The organism is Dyadobacter sp. HNCC25DJ184 (assembly GCF_056895215.1).
Window position 1 is genome coordinate 85,675 of record NZ_JBXHAQ010000013.1, and the last position, 18,626, is coordinate 104,300.

Annotated in this window: 14 protein-coding genes; 4 read left to right on the plus strand and 10 right to left on the minus strand. The window is 43.7% G+C overall.

Translation table 11 applies throughout. From position 1 onward, the window contains the following. Positions 1-19: 19 nt before the first annotated feature. From AC1XUD_RS19010 to fdhA, 4 genes are all read right to left on the minus strand, one after another. Positions 20-397 (minus strand): hypothetical protein, encoded by a 378-nt coding sequence (locus tag AC1XUD_RS19010; RefSeq protein WP_483362627.1) that lies wholly within the window; start codon positions 395-397, stop codon positions 20-22. Between the two features lie 169 nt (positions 398-566). Continuing rightward, positions 567-1,505: a sugar phosphate isomerase/epimerase family protein gene (locus tag AC1XUD_RS19015; protein WP_483362628.1), complete on the minus strand. Its 939-nt coding sequence runs from the start codon at positions 1,503-1,505 to the stop codon at positions 567-569. A gap of 6 nt (positions 1,506-1,511) precedes the next feature. Continuing rightward, positions 1,512-4,352: a PQQ-dependent sugar dehydrogenase gene (locus AC1XUD_RS19020; protein WP_483362629.1), complete on the minus strand. Its 2,841-nt coding sequence runs from the start codon at positions 4,350-4,352 to the stop codon at positions 1,512-1,514. Positions 4,353-4,691: 339 nt separating this feature from the next. After that, the gene (fdhA, locus tag AC1XUD_RS19025) at positions 4,692-5,882 is read right to left on the minus strand and encodes a formaldehyde dehydrogenase, glutathione-independent (protein WP_483362630.1); all 1,191 of its coding nucleotides are present in this window, start codon (positions 5,880-5,882) and stop codon (positions 4,692-4,694) included. Positions 5,883-6,630: 748 nt separating this feature from the next. Between fdhA and AC1XUD_RS19030 the strand changes: the two genes are divergently transcribed. Further along, positions 6,631-7,638, plus strand: coding sequence for a hypothetical protein (locus AC1XUD_RS19030; protein WP_483362631.1), 1,008 nt, complete (start codon positions 6,631-6,633; stop codon positions 7,636-7,638). A 253-nt stretch (positions 7,639-7,891) separates the two neighbouring features. Then, on the plus strand, positions 7,892-8,320 hold the full coding sequence (locus AC1XUD_RS19035) for a hypothetical protein (RefSeq protein ID WP_483362632.1): 429 nt from the start codon (positions 7,892-7,894) through the stop codon (positions 8,318-8,320). A 234-nt stretch (positions 8,321-8,554) separates the two neighbouring features. On the opposite strand, the gene AC1XUD_RS19040 is transcribed toward AC1XUD_RS19035, so the two are convergent. Together AC1XUD_RS19040 and AC1XUD_RS19045 are read right to left on the minus strand one after the other, a co-directional pair. Then, a complete protein-coding gene (locus AC1XUD_RS19040) occupies positions 8,555-9,430 on the minus strand; it encodes a c-type cytochrome (RefSeq protein ID WP_483362633.1) in 876 nt (291 codons plus the stop codon). Between the two features lie 2 nt (positions 9,431-9,432). Then, positions 9,433-10,053, minus strand: coding sequence for a YceI family protein (locus AC1XUD_RS19045; RefSeq protein ID WP_483362634.1), 621 nt, complete (start codon positions 10,051-10,053; stop codon positions 9,433-9,435). A 320-nt stretch (positions 10,054-10,373) separates the two neighbouring features. On the opposite strand from AC1XUD_RS19045, the gene AC1XUD_RS19050 reads away from it, so the two are divergent. Then, positions 10,374-11,390: a helix-turn-helix domain-containing protein gene (locus AC1XUD_RS19050; protein ID WP_483362635.1), complete on the plus strand. Its 1,017-nt coding sequence runs from the start codon at positions 10,374-10,376 to the stop codon at positions 11,388-11,390. Between the two features lie 107 nt (positions 11,391-11,497). Continuing rightward, complete coding sequence (locus AC1XUD_RS19055; RefSeq protein WP_483362636.1) at positions 11,498-12,652, plus strand: threonine aldolase family protein; 1,155 nt, start codon at positions 11,498-11,500, stop codon at positions 12,650-12,652. An 83-nt stretch (positions 12,653-12,735) separates the two neighbouring features. On the opposite strand, the gene AC1XUD_RS19060 is transcribed toward AC1XUD_RS19055, so the two are convergent. The 4 genes from AC1XUD_RS19060 to AC1XUD_RS19075 all read right to left on the minus strand — a co-directional run bounded on the left by AC1XUD_RS19060 (position 12,736) and on the right by AC1XUD_RS19075 (position 18,606). Beyond that, entirely contained in the window at positions 12,736-13,971 is a 1,236-nt protein-coding gene (locus AC1XUD_RS19060; protein WP_483362637.1) for a DUF4374 domain-containing protein, read from the minus strand. Positions 13,972-13,997: 26 nt separating this feature from the next. Beyond that, positions 13,998-16,421, minus strand: a complete 2,424-nt coding sequence (locus AC1XUD_RS19065) for a TonB-dependent receptor (RefSeq protein WP_483362638.1) — start codon at positions 16,419-16,421, stop codon at positions 13,998-14,000. 669 nt (positions 16,422-17,090) lie between these two features. Next, on the minus strand, positions 17,091-17,585 hold the full coding sequence (locus tag AC1XUD_RS19070; RefSeq protein WP_483362639.1) for a GNAT family N-acetyltransferase: 495 nt from the start codon (positions 17,583-17,585) through the stop codon (positions 17,091-17,093). A gap of 169 nt (positions 17,586-17,754) precedes the next feature. Continuing rightward, a complete protein-coding gene (locus tag AC1XUD_RS19075; protein ID WP_483362640.1) occupies positions 17,755-18,606 on the minus strand; it encodes an SDR family oxidoreductase in 852 nt (283 codons plus the stop codon). Positions 18,607-18,626: the final 20 nt, after the last annotated feature.

Genomic DNA, 18,626 nt, shown 5'->3' on the forward strand with positions numbered 1-18,626 from the left:
CCCACAAAATGATATGTGATTATACCTGAGGCGGGCGGAAGAGAGACCCCAATGAAGTGTGGTAATATACCTGAGGCTGCTCAGGGCCGTAATCTGATTTTATCGGCCAGAAAGTATTTTTGAAAGTAAATCCTGTCGCTACGGGGATGAACAGAAAGGTGGTGTGGTTAATTTCAAACTTTTTGAAAGGCAATTGCATGTCTTTTTCATCGTCGTTGTCGTCCAGATCTTCGCCCCAATAATGCATAGACATGAAATCCATGAAGGTAATTTCATGGTTAAGTTCTTTATGTTCTACGAAATGTCTTATTAGGGAAGGGATTTTGAACACCTGATACAAAGACGTGGTATCCAGTATCATGACGGTTAAGAGGATATGCAGAATAAACCTTTTCACGCCCCTAAGATAACAGCGGATACTTGTCTTTGCAACAAATGCACCGGGAAATGCCAAAGGTGCGTCAGTTTGAGGCGGTTGGAGGACACGGGCAATGGTTAGTAAAAACGCCAAAGTCCTGCAAAACTATCGTTTACAGGACTTCGGTGAATAATTAGATAAATAAACCTTAAGACAAGATCTTCTGAAGGTTAGTATAGCAATTTTGCACTATATCAAATTCCGGTGCCATATCATATTCGACGAAAAAGTATTTCAATCCGGCAATTTTCGCGGCTTCGAAAATTCTTTTGAATTCTACAACTCCGGTTCCAACCGTTGTGATAGTAGCCAAATCGGCTTTGATATCCTTCACGTGCCAAAGCGGGAAGCGGCCAGGATGTTCCTTAAATAACGCAACCGGATCCTTTTTCGCTTTTGTCGCCCAGGCGAGATCAAGTTCCATTTTTACCAAATCCTTATCCGTCTGAGAAAGAACCAGTTCGTACGGCGTCTTGCCTCCATCCACAGGATCGAATTCCGTTGCGTGATTATGATATGCGAAACCGACTCCCGCTTTTTTGGCCGCTTCTCCGGTTTTTTGAAACACCTCAATTGAATTTTTGATTTCTTCTGAAGTCGCGACCGGAGTACTTGCGCATACTAAATAACTCAGCCCACCTGCCGCAGCGTCATCCACCAGTTGCTGATAGTTGTCACGCAGGTTCAGGCTTGGCGGAATTGTGATCGGTTTTCCATCGGCTCCCGTGGGCATTTTAGCGTTCGGGGGTAATTTGAACGGAGCTCCCAATGCATGGTGAGCCCGCCAGTGCATACCCAATCCTTCCACCAGTTTCTTAAACTCTTTGGGTTCATATCCATAGTACCGGCCGCGCGTACTGAACGCAGATTCGATCTCCTTATATCCGGTCGAAGCAACTTTTTTCAGCGTTCCTTCAGGATCCTGGTTCATTGGTCCGAATAATGTAAAAAGCTGAATACCAACAGGTTTGTCGACCAAAGTAATACCCGCCAGCTTTGCAGCGTCTGCAAGGTAAGGTATGGCCAGCGTTCCAGCCGCAGCCATACCGGCGGTTTTTAGAAAGTCTCTTTTTGAAATGGTCTTCATTATCAATTAATTAGGTTTGTTTTGGAATTTAATTTTGGAAAATGACACAAGCGGTTCAATCAACTTTGCTTCGGGGTTTTTGAAAACAAAATAGATATCATGTTTACCGTGCGTGTCTTTCAGGGCTATTTCCACAGGTGGCTGGGCAAACCGATTTCGGGGAGGCGGAGCAGCGGCACCCGGCTTGGCGTTCTTCTTTTCGCTCTCCATTTCTGCCATTACTTTTGCCATGTCAACTTTCGGCGCAACAGCCAGTTGCTTTTCACCAATAATCGGTCCGTTCGGGGTGTCTAATCTGACTTCAATTGTTCCTCCCACACTACCTTCCCGCTGCTGGGCGCTGGCATTCAGTTCCAGTTTTTCTATTCCCGTCAAATCTATGGCTTGGAATGCGATGTAACTTTTGTCGAAAGCAACGACGCTGAAGCCCAGCCCGGCGACACCTAATGCTTTCATTTCAACTCCTTTACTAATCGGAGCTTCGGCTCCATTCAGTTCCGGACTACGTAGAACGATCATTTCTTCGGCCGTTTGAGCTGGCAAGTTTTTGACAGGTCTGTCGGAATATGCTGCCCTGATCAGTACCGAACCCTTTCCGTTATCGCCTTTCGGAATTTGAGGGGTATAATCGCCTTGAAGTGGAAGAGTTGACAACGTTTTGTCGGTACTGTTCAGGATATATTTGACGATCACTTCTGCATCAGCCACCGGCAAAGCCGGGTGAGCAGCCATCGCAACTTCACCCCAAACTCCCGAGCCGCCTTCCAGAACCTTTTTAACAAGCTGATTAACCGCGCCAGCCTGTCCTTTGTATTTGTTGGAAACATCGGCAAAAGACGGACCAACAGATTTGGTATTTGGTTGATGACAAACCTTGCAATCGCTTTGGCCGATCAGTATCTGAGCCACGGCAAACTGCGTTGAAGCATCCACACTGCGTTGATTTTGAGCTACTTCTGCGTAATCAAAACCTTCGGAGGTATAGTCAATACTCACTGCGACCTGGGCGGGCTTGATCTTCCCTTCAGCAACGCTACCGTCCTCTTTATCAGTCACATTGACGGTATAGGGAATTGGTTTGCCAGGGAAAAAGAACGTTTGATTACCTTCAAGCGCTATGGCAACTTTCGGCGGTTCGTCCCCCGCAACGATTTGAATTGATCGGCTATTGCTCGCGCCTTTTGCGTCGGTCACGGTCAATGCTGCCGTATATACACCTGCCTTATCAAACTTTACAGTTGGATTTTCGGTGGCGTAGATTTTCGGTGCTGAAGCCGCTCCGGTTATTTTCCAGCTGTATTTTAACGCATCGCCATCCAGATCTTTGGTTCCTTTGGCAGACAAAACTGTTTCCAATGGAATCTGACCACCTTTTCGATCAGCAGAGACTTCGACGATAGGTTTACGGTTTCCGCCATTGTACTCAATCCGAACCAGACGGGAATTATCACTTTTGCGGAACCAGTTGCTACCATATTCAAGAATATACAAGTCGCCGTCGGGACCGAATTTGATATCAATTGGCTGAACCGGGTGATAGCTAGGCAGTACTCTTTCCATTGATTCGTAGTCGCCCTGGTCATTCATCGTGATGGTCATAATCCAGCCCCGAGAGAAGTCGGCCGCTATCCATTTGCCTTCGTAATAGGCAGGCCACGGACGTTTGGGATTTTTGAAATCAGCACGGTGGTATATTGGCCCTCCCGTTGCACTTCTTGAACCTGAACCAACAAGTGGAAACTTTTCGGAAACACCATATGGATAGTAGATGAAGTTTGGGGCAACCGGTATCAAATCCTTCAGACCCGTGTTGTTTGGCGAATTGTTGACCGGTTTTAACGGATCTTTTTTCTCCAAGGGTTTATTGCTAGCATAGTCAAAAACGGGAAATGCTTGGTTGTCACCCACAAACCAGGGCCACCCAAAGTTGCCCGGTTTTCTGGCCTGGTTCAATTCGTCATATCCTCTTGGCCCAATTTCCGAATCCTCACCTGCATCAGGACCAACTTCGCCCCAATATACATAACCCGTTTTGCTGTCAATCGAGATACGCCAGGGATTCCGGTGACCCATTGAATAGATTTCGGGGCGAGTCTTAGGCGTTCCTTTTGGATAAAGATTACCTTCGGGAATGGTATAAGTTCCGTTGGCTTCAGGATGAATGCGCAGAATTTTTCCTCTCAGATCATTGGTATTTCCGGCATGACCTTGATCGTCCCAACTGCTTCTGCCGGGCCGTTCGTCGGTTTGCGCAGCCTGCTGATTCCCGGTGTTGTTTCCAACTGTAAGAAATAAATTGCCAGCCTTATCCCATACCATACCGCCTCCGGTATGGCAGCAAACTTCTCTTTGCGTGCCGATCTCGATGACGACCTTTTTTGAGTTGTCAACCAGTTGGTTATCAACCAGATCCCAGCGAGCCAGAACGTGTTTTTTCTCGGTTGGATCTGCGTAATAGAGGTATATCCAGTGGTTTTTGGCAAAGTTTGGATCCAGCGTCATACCCATCAACCCTTCTTCAGCTTCTCGTGAAACCCCTTCCGCACTGACGTACTTTGTGTTGACAGGTATCGTCGCGATCAGGTCGGTGGTTTTTGTCGATGGGTTGTATTTCTTTAAATTCCCCTTTCTCTCGACAATATAAGAAGTGCCATCTGGAAGTACCTCAAAGGCCATCGGCTCATCCAGGTTTTCGGCCAGAACCACGGGAGTAAATCGGCTTTCGTCCGGTTTTGTAATCGTATCCTGAAGCGTAAACGAGGCTAGTAACGCAACGCCTGCGATTTTAACGGGCCATCGGAAATGCCTCAGAACGGCATTTCTACGATCGAGTAATGTTTGAATCATTATATTAGTCAGGTTATATTTATTTCTTAGATTATCCAATTTAAGGCTTTTTGCGACAAGTTGGCGACATAAGATCCCTAAAGGCACTATTCTTTTTGTTTGTTTATAACCGATATAATACTTAGTCGTTGTATTGTGCTCATAATCAGTACTGTATGACGAATTTTTTGCATAAAAAAAGGCTCCCGATCGGAAGCCTCGTTGTTTGATTAATGAAGGATTGTACTGGATGTGAAGTCTTTTTTTGCAACACAGACGCGAAGAGCCTAAGATTTAAAATAATGAATCTGTTCTATTTTGTGCCTCCGCGTTTTGTAACAATTTCAACTTAACATGATATCAGTTTGGAATCATACCATGCGGGTCGATTACAAACTTCTTGGCCGCACCTTTGTCGAAATCATGATATCCTTGCGGCGCATCCTGCAATGTGATCACCTGTACGTTCACCGCTTTCGCGATTTTGATTTTGTCGTATAAAATGGCCTGCATCAGGTTGCGGTGATATTTCATGACGGGACATTGTCCGGTATAAAACGAGTGTGACTTAGCCCAGCCCAAGCCAATCCGGATGCTCAGACTACCTTCCTGTGCGGCCTTATCCTTGGCACCGGGGTCGCCGGTGACATATAGTCCTGGTATACCTATCGCTCCGCCGGCTCTGGTTACCGCCATTGCCGTATTAAGTACTGTTGCTGGTCGTTCTTCTGAAGCGTGGGAACCGTGGCCACGGGCCTCAAATCCAACACAATCCACAAAGCAATCCACTTCTGGCGTGCCGATTATTTCTGCAATCGCTTGTTCGAGCGGTGTATCTTTCGACAAATCAATGATTTCACATCCAAAGCTTTTGGCCTGATCCAGTCTTTCCTGAATCATATCGCCAACGATTACAACTGCGGCACCAAGCAGGTGACAGGACGCAGCGCAAGCCAGCCCAACAGGACCAGCGCCAGCTACATATACAATAGAACCTGGCCCAACACCGGCGGTCACTGCTCCGTGATATCCGGTAGGGAATATATCAGAAAGTAAAGTCAGATCTTTAATATACGCCATTCCCTGATCTTTATCCGGGAATTTGAGCAGGTTGAAATCTGCATAAGGAACCATCACATATTCAGCCTGACCGCCGACCCATCCGCCCATATCCACGTATCCATATGCGGCGCCAGGGCGTGCAGGGTTAACATTCAGGCAGATTCCCGTCTTGCCTTCCTTACAATTCCGACAACGGCCACAGGCTATATTAAAAGGGACAGACACGAGATCTCCGACTTTGATAAACTCCACATCCCGACCCGCTTCGAGGACGATTCCAGTAATTTCGTGACCCAAAACTAGCCCGGCAGGTGCAGTAGTGCGACCACGAACCATATGCTGGTCGCTGCCACAGATATTGGTAGAAACAATTTTCAGAATAACGCCATGATCACATTTGCGATCACCAATGGATAATTTGGGATATTCAATTTCCTGAACAGCCACTTCACCTGGTTTAATGTAAGCAACTCCATGATTTTGACACATTGGGCAACGGGTTTAGATTGGGAAAACATTGTACATCAAAGCCTTTGTTAGGCCGCTTTTTTATCAGCCGGAACGTATAATATCTTTATTCCATCCGCCCGTTATTTTAGAGCCGGATGGCGGTTATTACTTCTCTGTGAATTTCGTGTACTGTCTGCGCTGAGTGATTCTGATATGGTGTTTTAATAGCGGGATGAGTCAATATGGAGGTATAAGTACTATTTATTATGATTATACTTCTATTATTTACAAATAAAATAGATGCGACTGCGCTAGGATATCATTGCATTATGCCGAAGTAAAAAGATTGGTGCATGAGGAGAAATTGGCTCAGAGTATTCGCAGGGGCTGATATAGACGGATCTGCTTCCGATATTTTGCTTTGTTTTAGTTTAAAAAGATAATCCGAATCAAAGCTCATTTTCGCTTTCAACCAGGTCATCTCACAGACATCGATTTGAGTATCCGGGTGGCCAGGCACATCATCACGGCGAATTGGTATATACTTTGCGCCGAGATAAGAAATATGAGCTATCCATAAATACTTCCGGGCTGTCGTGAAATTTATTGAAGTCCATCAGGTTAAAGGTCTGCACAACAGAACAAAGGAGTATTAAGGAACAACATATTCAATGAAAAGTTCGTAATACTATTTCGGGAGGAAATAGATTTAGTTGCATGTTTATCTGCAAAATGAGACCATTCTACCTTATCTTTCGCTTTTTTGTTTGTTTGTAAAGATGTATTAATGAAGAAAGTAGACGTTTGCCTAAACTTTTACGGGAAGCCTTATCAAACAATTGTAACATTATCAAGCCTTTGGAAGCATTCCAAAAAGCATATTGATCGTATTTACATCATTACAGAAAAGAAGCAGCCACACAACCATTACATCGGAGTTTATATCCTGAGGCATTACCTGAAGGCCTTGCCAATCACTTATTTTACGCCCAGGCATTTCTATGATGGTGTAGGGTCTCCGCCCGTGGATTGGCTTCAGGATCCTGAGAAAAGATATGGTTTGAACTTTCAATATGCGCTGGAGAAAAGTAACAAAAAGCTCATGTTCATTACGCACAATGACTGTCTTTACAAAGAAGATTTGCTAGGAAAAATGCTGGCGCGACTGAAAATGGAAAAAGCGGACGAGCGGGTGGCGGGAATTGGACTGATCGGCCAGTGCTGGAATTGTCCGGCCTTTGAGGCACAAGTTTGCGATAGTGATCGTTTCCAGGAGTACCAGCCGGATTCGAGTCAGTTAAAAAATCTCCTTCAGGAATTTCCTCCCGTGCGTTTGGCTATTCACGAACAACTCGTCGATAATGGTTATTTACACCCATTGCCGGAATGTCGCCTGAACGAATATGCCTGCCTGATTAACGTAGACTATTATAATCAAGAAGTTTATCCGGGAAGTAATGTGCGTCCTTTCGGAGGTAGCTGGCATGGTACTGATACTGGAGCAGCCTGGTTTTATGAGATGTACAATCTGGGTTATAAATTCATCAATTTCCCGTTTGAGCCTGCCATGATTCATGCGCCTTTTGCAGATAACGGCAGTGGGCACAAAGGGAATTCAAACCAGAATCTTTACCAAATGACTGAGAACGCCGCACGCGAGTATTTGATAGCACAAAGGACGGTGGCGAAAACTGAAGCGTTGGCGATCAAATTGCACGCCGCCCGACTGGCGTTATATGTGCCATTTAAAAGAATGGTGGGCCGAGCTAAAAATAGGGCGAAGCAATTATTATAAAGTCTTTTAAATCATTTAGGAGATCTTAAGGCTAAAAAGACTCGCAAAAAGACTGACTTTTTTGTCTTGGAAAATAAGCAGCAGGACGGGTAAATGAAAATCTTTAATAATTGTAATATTTTTGGAAGTTTTGGTATAAAATTTGAGTTATATTTAGGCAAAACTCAACATGATGACTTCAGTTTGCCTCCATCAAAATCTCCGTCTAAAATATATTCATGATCTCTCGAAGTGCTGCAAGGTATTGTTGACGATGAGCTCGCTATATTTTGTTTCCTGCACTTCCAATCCCAAAAATGAGACACCTGCGGATATAGGCCAGACTACCGTTGACAGTACTTTCACTATTTGTTATGAGTCTGTCGATCAGAAAGATACGGTTCTGCTCAATGCGAGCATTCATGGCGATAGTGTTACCGGGAGTCTGGTGTACCAGTTTTATGAAAAAGACAAAAATATGGGATCGATTCTGGGAACGATCAAAGGAGATACTTTACGCGGTATGTACACATTTATGTCGGAGGGAATTGAATCCGTTCGTGAGATTGTGTTTCTCCGTAAAGATACGTTACTCCTTGAGGGGTATGGCAACCTTACCCAACACAACAATCAGGTCGTTTTCGCGGATTTATCGAAACTCAAATTCGACGGGTTGGCGTTGCGAAAAGTTAAATGTCCGTAAACCAGCCTTTTACGATCTCTTGAAAAAGTAAAACCCCGTCATAAACGAGGCTCACTTTGTGGTATAGTTATGAAATAGGACTAGTATGAGGATTGAAATTGGTCACTTCAAAAGCTTCTGTTTTCGATTGTAAAAGTTAGATTACTAATGATTTAAACTTCGCTGCCCGGCCTTCGACATGCTCGGGCTTAAACACATCTTTGCACCTTCTGCCTTAGTTGCAAAACCCAGAAGCTATATCGTTCGAAAATATTGATATAATGACGCCAGCTCTTTGTCATCATACTGAGCCGTCATCTTCCAGGGCATATCTTCGTTTCTCAATTGGTGTCCTGATGGCGTTTTGCCTGTCCTGAGTGTTTGAATGAATTGTTCCTTACTCCATTTCCCAACATTCCCAGCAAACGTCAGACTAGGCACTTTCGGTCCGCCGGGAACAACTGCATCGCCACCTTTAAAGTCTTTTTGATGGCAACCGCTGCAGGATACTGCCAGATATTTGCCCAGCGCAACGCCTTCTGCAGTGTCCGCGTTCATCACCATCGCCTGGTTATGATCAATTTTTTCAACTGATAGCAACGGCATTTTGTCGAAATAACCCAAAACTTTTGCCATGGGGCCTAGTGTCGTTTCAGGCAATATATGATTAACGGGTTTAATAATACTGCAATATGAAATTATAGCTGCCAAATCGTTGGCTGATAGTAGGGTAGTTTCGTGGGATGGCATAAAAATCAAAGGTTTTCCAGTTTCATTTATTCCATGTCGTAAGGCAGTGACCCAGTTTTCGGCGGAATATGTAGCAGATAATCCGCCTTTTCCTTTGGTCAGGTTACTGGCCGCCAATATCCCGATGGCGGGGTCATCGATCATGACTTTTCCTGACAAATCGGTTCCGTGGCAGTCCTCGCAGCCTTTGATGGCTACGAGGTGTTTGCCGCGCGCCAAGGTCGCGCTATCCGTCGGTATTGTGAGCTTTTCTTTCGGAAATGCATATATCTTGGCTGCTCGCACATTGATATTGTGAGCGATCAGGAGAAATCCGCTTCCAAAAAGCATAGCCATAATCAATAGTGCTATGCCCGACCATTTCAGTATTTTGATAAACATATCTATTTTTTGGTGCCGACCAGTTTTAGATGGATATCAATCAGATTTTTGATCTTTTGCTCAGGAGCGAGGGTGTCCGAGGTAGCATAATTAATACCCCATTTGGTGCGATCGATACTTACGATACCTTCCGCGCTGAGTCCATTGTTTTCCAGGGAAATTTTGGCAGGAAACTCTACAGGGCCTCCTTTTCCAAGAATTTTCAATGTGCCGTTCACCAGATAATTTGCTCCCTGAATCCCATCGGTTGCTTTGGAGGAATACGGTGTCACAGTTACGATTTCGAATTGTATCGATGGGTGAAGTGCCATATTGAAGAAATCGGGGCTTTGCAAATGGTGTACGAGCTGTTCTTTCAATTCTTCAGTAGGTAAGTTTAGATTGACAAGCGACGAAAGTGGAATTGTGAATGAGCCGGATGATATCTTTCCATCGGTAACTCCGAGGTTATCACTTTGAACTGAAATTGTACCATTGTTGAAATACCCGGTTTCCAGATATCCTTTCCACTCAGCGACAGACTGACTTTCGTTCAGCTTGTAGGTAGATCTTTCGACATCATTGTCGTCGCAGCTCCAAAACAATGCCGATACAGCTACCAGGGTAATAAATTTTGTTTTCATGGCTAAAGATTGATTTTAACTAAATGATTGATTTGCGTTTTTACCAAACGGATATGTCATTTTTGGCGCTACAAAATTGGGCAGGACAAGAGGTTCAGCGCCTACGCGGAAAGGAATACTATCTACGCAAAACGGATTTTCGATGATTGGGAAAGAATATTCAGGATACCCAAAAGGAGGTCTAAACTGTCTCGATCGCCTTTCATACGCTAGTTTCAACCACTTAATAAGTTTTATTGCTTCAAACGGTGACAACGTTCTAGTTTTGTGGTTAGCCCTTAACAATCAGGTGCTTATCGAGGATACTTCAATGTTTTGATATGGCAACCATTATACAAGCTTCAGATATTGTCAATTTTGATCAGGTGCAGGCAACGGCACGGCTTTCTACGAAACTGGCCAGCATGCTCCCGGTTTATCATCACCCCGCAGTCGGGACCATTCGTACCGATCATTTTCTTGCTCCCTATTTTTCGGTATCGGACATCCATTGGCAAACCACAAATGATGTGGAGCTTTACAACTGTGATTCGCCCGAAACAATTAATATTAACTTCTTCCAGCGTGGACGGATCGACAGTAAGTTTTTAGGTATTAATCACGACCTCAATATGCGTCCCGGATATCACAATATCGTCTTTTCACCAGAAGGAAAGGATGTCAGCCGTATTGCGCGTAACCAGGAAATGAATATGTTTCACATCAGTCTGGACAGGAATTTCTTCCTTTCAAGCATCGGCACAGATGATCGCTGGAGTGAACATATGATGACGGAATTATATCATTGCAGGCCCGTTTCTGCTGGTAGCCAGAATCGGGAAATTACCGGCCATATGCAAAATTTGATTGATGGCGTCCGGTACTGCGAGATTTTGGGTCCGATGCGTAACTTGTTGATTCAGTCTAGACTATTGGAACTGCTGGCGCTCCAGGTTGATCAGTTTCGGATTGCCGTTCCGATGCACCAGGAAATCCGGCATGATGAAATGGAGAAACTATATGAACTTAAAAAGTACCTGGACGTTAATTTTCTTTCCGATCTTAATCTTGCGCAACTTAGCAGAATATGCCTTTTAAATGAATTTAAGGTCAAAAAGGGGTTCAAGTTACTTTTCGGAAACACAGTATTTGGATATATACGGAAGTTGAGGATGGAATATGCTGGTGATTTGCTCAAAAATCATTCGCTTTCCATTGACGAAGTGGCCGATAAATTGGGTTATGAACATGCTCAGCATTTTTCTATAGCATTTAAAAAGTTTACAGGCGTGAATCCCTCTCAATATCAGCGAAAGAGAATCGGTAATTTGTATAGTATCCAGGAGATGATGAGCTAATAAATGTCGCATACTGGTTTTTAAAAAGAAACAAACTTGTGGTACTGGTTATATTTGTTGATAAGTAACTATTCGTCAAACAGGATCTTAACCACGGTACCTTATTTATGAAACGCAGAGACTTTGTCAAAGTTGGAGGCATGCTTGCCGCAGGCAGTGCTCAGGAATTTAATATCAATCCGCTTGCCTCCCAAAAAAGCGGCAATAATAAAGCGGTTGATTTCATGCATGACGGTCTCTTTTTGACACCAAAAGAATATACAGAAATCCTCCTGAAACTTGCGGATGAGGGAAAGGTCAAAGCTGATTTTTATTCGAACGGTGGAGTGGTGGAGGAGTTGGAGATCAAATTTGCATCTTTACTGGGAAAAGAGTCATCGGTTTTTATGCCGACCGGAACTTTGGCAAACCATATTGGTATCAGACACCTGGCAGGTAATAATCGCCGTGTTATCGTGCAGGAACAAAGTCATATTTACAATGACGTTGGAGATTGCTCGCAGATTTTAAGCGGCTTGAACCTGATTCCGCTGGCAGACAACGCGGTCGAATTTTCAGTTTCGGACATCGAAAAAGTAATTGCAAAAACCAATGCGGGCAGGGTTGAAAGTCCGGTCGGAGTGATCGCGATTGAAACTCCGGTTCGGCGCCAGTTTGACAAAATGGTGAGTTGGGAATCCATAAAAGCGGTGACGGAATACGCAAAGAGCAAAGGTATCAAAACGCATTTGGATGGAGCGAGACTCTTTGTTCAGGCCGTTCACACGCATATGACTCCGGCGCAATATGGAGCTGCATTTGATACTGTATTTACATCGATGTGGAAATGTTTTAATGCAAGCTCCGGGGCCATATTGGCAGGATCAAAAGTCTTTTGCGAAAAATTATTTCACGAAAGGAGAATGTTTGGAGGCGGACTTCCGGCAGCATGGCCGTTTGCGGCGGTGGCGTTATATTATGCCGACGGATTTATGGATGAATACAAACGAGCATGGCAAAACGCGCAAGATCTGGTAACAGAATTAAAGAAAAATGATCGGTTTTCCTCGGAAGAGTTTGCGAATGGATCTCATATTTTCAGATTAAACGTCAGTAATACCAATCTTCCCAAGTTCCGTGAAGCTTTGGCGAAACGGAATGTATCACTGGGTGCGCCGAACGAGAAAGGATTTATGCTTAAAGTAAATCCGTCAATTAATAAAGAAACCTATCAAAACCTGGCCGGGTATTTCATGGAAGCCTTGAAAGAGGCTGCAGTTTAGGGTTCCCAGCCACATATAAAAGCCGCCCCGATTGTATATCAATTGGGGCGGCTCTTTTGTTGATCTCGATCTAAAGCTGTCCTTTATTTCATTTTAAATATACCACCCACGAAAGTAGACTCAACTTCAGCTCCTTTTGTGGCTGTGGCTGTAACCACATCAATCTGATAGATGTTAGTAGTACCATTTGATCCGGTGATCGGATAATATACTTTTCCCTGGTCGACCAACACGGGAAAGCTTCTTGCGCCAGTACCATTATGAATCAGGTCGTTAACGGTTCCACCGGCAAGTTTAACATCCGTTATGGTTTGGTTAACCATATCAATAATGGCAAGCTTCAGAGATTTGTCTCCCCATGTATCCGATGACGTTTGATTTGTCAGAGTGCTGATAGCGGCAAATACCCATCCATTCCCTAAGTATTTGATGTGTGAGATTTTACCTCCCAATTTATCCGTGTTAAAGAAATAGGTCGGATCGAAAGCAGTCTCACCATTTTTGATACGAAGAAATCCACCCGGTTTTGTTGATTGGCTATATCCATTTGAGATATTGCTCGAAGACATTGCATATATATCGCCACTCTCAGTTTTAACCAAACCGTTTCTCGTTCCCCATGCTCCGGATGGACCTGTGCGGGTGTCAGTAATTACTTTTTCAAACTTGATATCAGGATATGAATATACTGCCACATAATTCGAATCAGTATGTTTCGTACTGAAATCAGCTCCAAAGGGCAAGAATGAAACAAACAATTTGCTTCCATTCACTACCATGCCAGTTGGTGTCGGATTCTCACCACCAACCACAAGCGGCGCTAAAGGAGAAGAAGGCTGTAAACTGATTGCCTTGTTTGCGATATTAATAAAGTAAAAACGAGCCTGGTCCCCTTCGGCCTTTGTCGGATATTCCAAAGCTAACATTTGGGTGTCGTCAATTTGCTGCATATCGTCAACAGCCCGGTCGAACGTTATAGTAGCGCCAATTGAAAGCACACCATTTATATCTTGAGTTATACCATTGACATCGGCAGCATCAAAGCCGCCAACAGTGAAAAGAGTTTGATTACCCTGCGTGAAATCTCGGTATCCAATCAAAGGCAGCCCGTTTCCAACAAGCGAAATTTTTCCTGTCATCAAATCATTGGCCTGAGCTACATAGTTGGTAGTCGTACCGTTGGAAGTAACACCCAAACCGAGTGCGTAGGTTTTTTCGGCAGTAGGATCCGGCGTGGAGCTGTCGTCATTTGAACACGACACGGTGAAGGCGACTACATTGAGTAAAAGTCCGATTTTTAGAAATTGCTTGATTGACATATAATTTTAAATTGATTGATAATGAGTTATTTATTAATAAAATACCGCAGTTTTACGGAAAATGAACGACCTGGTTTTTGAAGTCTGTATGAGTCGTATAGCAGGTTGTCCGTCAGGTTTCTGCATTCAGCCGAAACGTTGTATCGGCCATTGACAAGTGAGTAGCTGGCTGATATTTGATGTGAAAATTGAGTGGGAATTATATATCTTTCATTGGCTGCACTCTCACCCAATTCCGCATATACCAGGTAATATTTTTGTACATAATTCAGGTTATAGTTGAGCGAAAGCGTGTTTTTGCCCAATGGTAAATTGTAGCTAACATTCGCGTTTCCAAAAAGATAGGGGATATTTGGCAGCCTGAAACCATATGTGATATTTTTAGTCACACCGCCCGTAAGGCCACTGCTCTGCTCGAATTCCTGTCTGTCGATAATACTTTGGTAGGTTCCGTTCACTGAAACAAATAATGTTTTCTTGAATGAATAGGTAAGTTCTCCTTCAACACCTGCGGTTCTGACCTTCCCTTTGTTTTCCATTTTTCGGTTAGCACCGGCCACACTTTGATCCAGTCGAATGAAATCCTTTGATAATCTATATATTAGCCCGGTTTCGGCGGTTATCCTGTGATCTTTTTCAGATGGAGTTGCATATCGTATGCCCAGGTTGACATTATCGCTCTTTTCAGGTTTCAGTCCGATACTGTAAACTACAAAAACGCCATCACCGAAGATCTCATTTCCTTCCGGCATGCGGTATGCATGTTCGTAAGATGCTTTTACCTGAATTCTTGAATTGATAAAGTATGCAGACGCTATTCCGAAACCCGGATTATTATACTTGTACGTTGTTGCCTGATATCCTTTGTTCGGCAAATTGGCGTCAACAAGCTGATAACCAACTGACTTCATTGCGTAATATTTGGTAAATACAGAGCTGGTAAACTTATTTTCAATGGCAATATTCCAGGCAAAACCCAGAACATTTTTAGTGAGATCGGATGGGAAACGATTGCCGACAGCCTCCGGATTTTGAGGGTCAAAGGATCTCCGTTGAAAATCTGTCAGGACATAGTTAAACGCTAATGCTTGCTGGTCGTTAATTCTGTAATTCATGTTCGCCGTTAACAAACCCTCTTTATCCTTATTCTCGTTTTCAGTTCGCGAAACTTCGCCACCCACACTACCATCACTGGACGCTGCATCTTTCTTATAATCTCCGCGCCAGTTATATTCCCTGGCTGTCGTATCTATCAATTTGAAACGCGTCATATTGTAAGCGCCATATATATTCAAATCCAGCCCCTTCACGAATAAATCTGTCTTTTTATATTTTAAGGTCGGGATCAAAGAGCGGGTAGTACTTGTCATCGCACCAAAAACAGTTTCCATTACCACGCCCGTCTGGATGTCCTTGTTATTTCCCGATGCGATGAGGCCTACCATCAATTTATCGGCAAACTTCTTTCCGGTTATACCAGCTTCAACTTGCACCGTGGCAGATTCATACTTGTCGTGAAACCGTTTTTGCCATTCTTCCGGGCCGTAGGAGTTGGTATTCAGGTCTTTAATAGGCACCAAAACCTTGTAGTTGTTGTCCGAATAGTTGTAAAAAGCATTGGCTCTTACTGTAAACCCGCTCTTGATATCAGTGAAAGCACCGTTTATGGACGCCCTATGTGTGTTAAAAGAACCCGCAGAATAACTCACATCCAGATAATTAGGGTTGCTTCGCGTAACAATATTTACGGCTCCGCCTAATGCATCCGTTCCCAAAGTCACAGGCAATACCCCTTTATATACCTCTATTCTTTCCGCCATATTGGTCGGGAAGTTGTTGAGTGTCAGTGATGAACCGAAATTGTCCATCGGAATCCCATCCAAAAAAAACTTTATCTGATTGCCTGAAAAACCGTTAAGTGAAAACGTGAATTTGGATCCAAGGCCACCATCCTCTCTGACGCGCACGCCGGTCGTGTTGTTCAAAACCTGATTGAGGTCGCCATTAAGACTATATTTCGATTTGATATCGATCGCATTTACGTTAAAACCCTGTTCATTTATTTTGCGAACTTCCGTTTTTTGACGTACCACCATTTCCTGAAGATCAGCTTCGGAGGTCAGGCTTAACTCTTTTATTTCGGTTCTTTTTCCAGCAATAATGACAATTTCACGCGCTAAGTTTTTGAAGCCAACCATCGTGATCGACAGGGTATAGCTTCCTGCCGGGGCTTCCAAAACAAATCTTCCTTTCGAATCTGTAACCGCGTGAAAACCGGTTCCTGCCAATATTACATTTGAAAACTCGATAGGCTCATTATCCTTTGAAACCACTTCGCCATATATTTTCCCTTTTGCCTGCTGCGCCTGCGTATATTGAGAGAAGCTTGATATTAGAAGGAGCAGGGATATCTTAATATACAAAGTAGAGCGTTTTGCCAAAATGGCCATATCATCGTCAATTATTTTAAACCGTTAAGCCCTCTTAAAATTTCCGGAAAAGTATCGATAATGCGAGCCGCATTTTGATGGAACCCGATGAGATTCATCAGTACTATTTAGACTAAATTTAATGTGGCAAAAGTACTTGTTACTTTTTCGATAAGCAAGGAGTTATTTAGAATGTTTATGAAGAATATAATTTAAAATATCGCGAGCAGGTGGAGATTTATAATTTTCTGGTTTCCAGTATGAAACTGCCTTTCCTGAAAGGATAATGGCAAACCATTCTCCCCAAGTGTCGAAATCCTACGATGCGATTTTTTAAAAAATTAGCATTCCGTGAGCTTGACTTCTAGTGCTTTTTTTAATACTTTAGACAATGCAACCACTTTTATCTTTTTATTGAGGCCGATCTTCGGAAACACGGAATTCGTTCCGTAGCAAACCCAAATTTGCTGTTGCCTATAGACTAAAAAGATAATTGTCGCAAATAGCGGATCTTTCTGCAAGTAGATTGGTCTTGGACCACAAAGGATACTGGCATCAACCTGCCTCCATGCTTTGTTGTAGGTTGTTGGGCGGTCAGTTATGACCGCCTTTTTTTGCGCACAAAGGGATGTGTGAGCAGACTAGTGTGGTGATTGCCTATCTTCTGTTAAAAGCTTGACAATTTGATCGTTACAATGGTAGAATATAATCTGCACGAAGTCCTCTCTCGGTCTTGACTTCCCGATAGAAGGCGAAATTCTGCTTGGTCAACACACGTACGGAAGCCTCGTTTTCAGGAGATACCAGTGCAATAAGCGTGCGGATATATCGCAATTCTTTTGCATAATTGATAAGGCGCTCTGTAATTTCCGAAGCAAAACCTTTCCCCCAGAAAGCAGGATGTAGCGCATATCCGATTTCTATCATTCCGTTTTCGAAAGGAACAATTTTGGCAAGGCCAATAAATTCGTCGGTTTCAATATTTCTAACAGCCAGGAATCCAAGACTTTCCGCCTTCATATCAGCATCAAGCGCAACCTGAAAGCGTTCTTTCGTGTCTGCTGCCGATAGACCGTATCCCGTAATGTGCTTCATCACATCATCTTGCACCACCAGTTTTTCATATTCGGGAAAGATATCAGGTGTGAATTTGGAGTAGGAGAGTCTTTGCGAAGAGAATTGCATGAATCTATTGCGTTGGTAAAAACTCAAATTTACGATCATCGATGAATTTTGCGTCGTCAATTCCAACCAATCTTGTTTTTCTCAAAATAAAAATATCGGCCAAGCAAGAAAAAAAACCTGCTTGTCCGATATAGACTTTACTAACAACTGATAAATTAAAGTTACGGGGTTAGCCGTTAATAATTTGTCCGCCATTCGGATGTATAACCTGCCCGCTGATATAGGAAGCGTCCTCGCTTGCCAAAAAGACAAAAGCAGGTGCCACTTCACAAGGTTGACCAGGTCTCTTTAACGGAGTGTCTTTTCCAAACGATTGGACATGTTCCGCATCGAATGTAGATGGAATGAGTGGCGTCCATATAGGGCCGGGTGCAACTCCGTTGACCCTGATTCCCTTATCGGCAAGATTGCCGGACAGCGAACGGGTGAAAGAGGTAATCGCACCTTTGGTGGCAGAGTAATCCAGCAATCCGGGGCTACCATGATATGCGGTAATCGACGTGGTGTTGATAATAGAATCTCCGCTTTGCATATGCGGAAGTGCTGCTTGAGTGAAATAGAAAAACGAAAAGATATTCGTTGCAAATGTCGTTTGTAATTGAGCTGAAGAAATCCGTTCAATATCCTCTTCCGGATGCTGTTCAGCAGCGTTATTGACCAGGATGTTAAGTTTTCCAAACTCAAGTACGGTATCCCCCACAGCCGCTTCACAAAATTTCTGTTCACGAATATCACCTCGGATCAGAAGGCATTTTCTACCTTCTGCCTCCACCATCGATTTCGTGGTTTCGGCATCCTGATCCTCAGCCAGATACACAATCGCAATATCTGCACCTTCACGCGCAAAATGAACTGCAACTGAACGGCCAATCCCACTATCACCACCGGTTATAAGTGCCACTTTATCGAGCAGTTTTTCACTTCCTTTATAATTTCCCCGAATCACGACGGGCTGCGGATTCATCACTTCCTCCACGCCTGGTTTATTCGGCTGCTTTTTTACTTCTGCTTCCGCGTTCATATAGGTTAACGGTTAAGGCT

Bases quoted from the DNA above. Each gene is read 5' to 3' on its own strand.
- AC1XUD_RS19055 (WP_483362636.1), top strand. From the start codon at position 11,498: ATGAAACGCAGAGACTTTGTCAAAGTTGGAGGCATGCTTGCCGCAGGC.
- fdhA (WP_483362630.1), bottom strand. From the start codon at position 5,882: ATGTGTCAAAATCATGGAGTTGCTTACATTAAACCAGGTGAAGTGGCT.
- AC1XUD_RS19075 (WP_483362640.1), bottom strand. From the start codon at position 18,606: ATGAACGCGGAAGCAGAAGTAAAAAAGCAGCCGAATAAACCAGGCGTG.
- AC1XUD_RS19050 (WP_483362635.1), top strand. From the start codon at position 10,374: ATGGCAACCATTATACAAGCTTCAGATATTGTCAATTTTGATCAGGTG.
- AC1XUD_RS19070 (WP_483362639.1), bottom strand. From the start codon at position 17,585: ATGCAATTCTCTTCGCAAAGACTCTCCTACTCCAAATTCACACCTGAT.
- AC1XUD_RS19045 (WP_483362634.1), bottom strand. From the start codon at position 10,053: ATGAAAACAAAATTTATTACCCTGGTAGCTGTATCGGCATTGTTTTGG.
- AC1XUD_RS19065 (WP_483362638.1), bottom strand. From the start codon at position 16,421: ATGGCCATTTTGGCAAAACGCTCTACTTTGTATATTAAGATATCCCTG.
- AC1XUD_RS19060 (WP_483362637.1), bottom strand. From the start codon at position 13,971: ATGTCAATCAAGCAATTTCTAAAAATCGGACTTTTACTCAATGTAGTC.
- AC1XUD_RS19020 (WP_483362629.1), bottom strand. From the start codon at position 4,352: ATGATTCAAACATTACTCGATCGTAGAAATGCCGTTCTGAGGCATTTC.
- AC1XUD_RS19015 (WP_483362628.1), bottom strand. From the start codon at position 1,505: ATGAAGACCATTTCAAAAAGAGACTTTCTAAAAACCGCCGGTATGGCT.
- AC1XUD_RS19040 (WP_483362633.1), bottom strand. From the start codon at position 9,430: ATGTTTATCAAAATACTGAAATGGTCGGGCATAGCACTATTGATTATG.
- AC1XUD_RS19035 (WP_483362632.1), top strand. From the start codon at position 7,892: ATGAGCTCGCTATATTTTGTTTCCTGCACTTCCAATCCCAAAAATGAG.
- AC1XUD_RS19030 (WP_483362631.1), top strand. From the start codon at position 6,631: ATGAAGAAAGTAGACGTTTGCCTAAACTTTTACGGGAAGCCTTATCAA.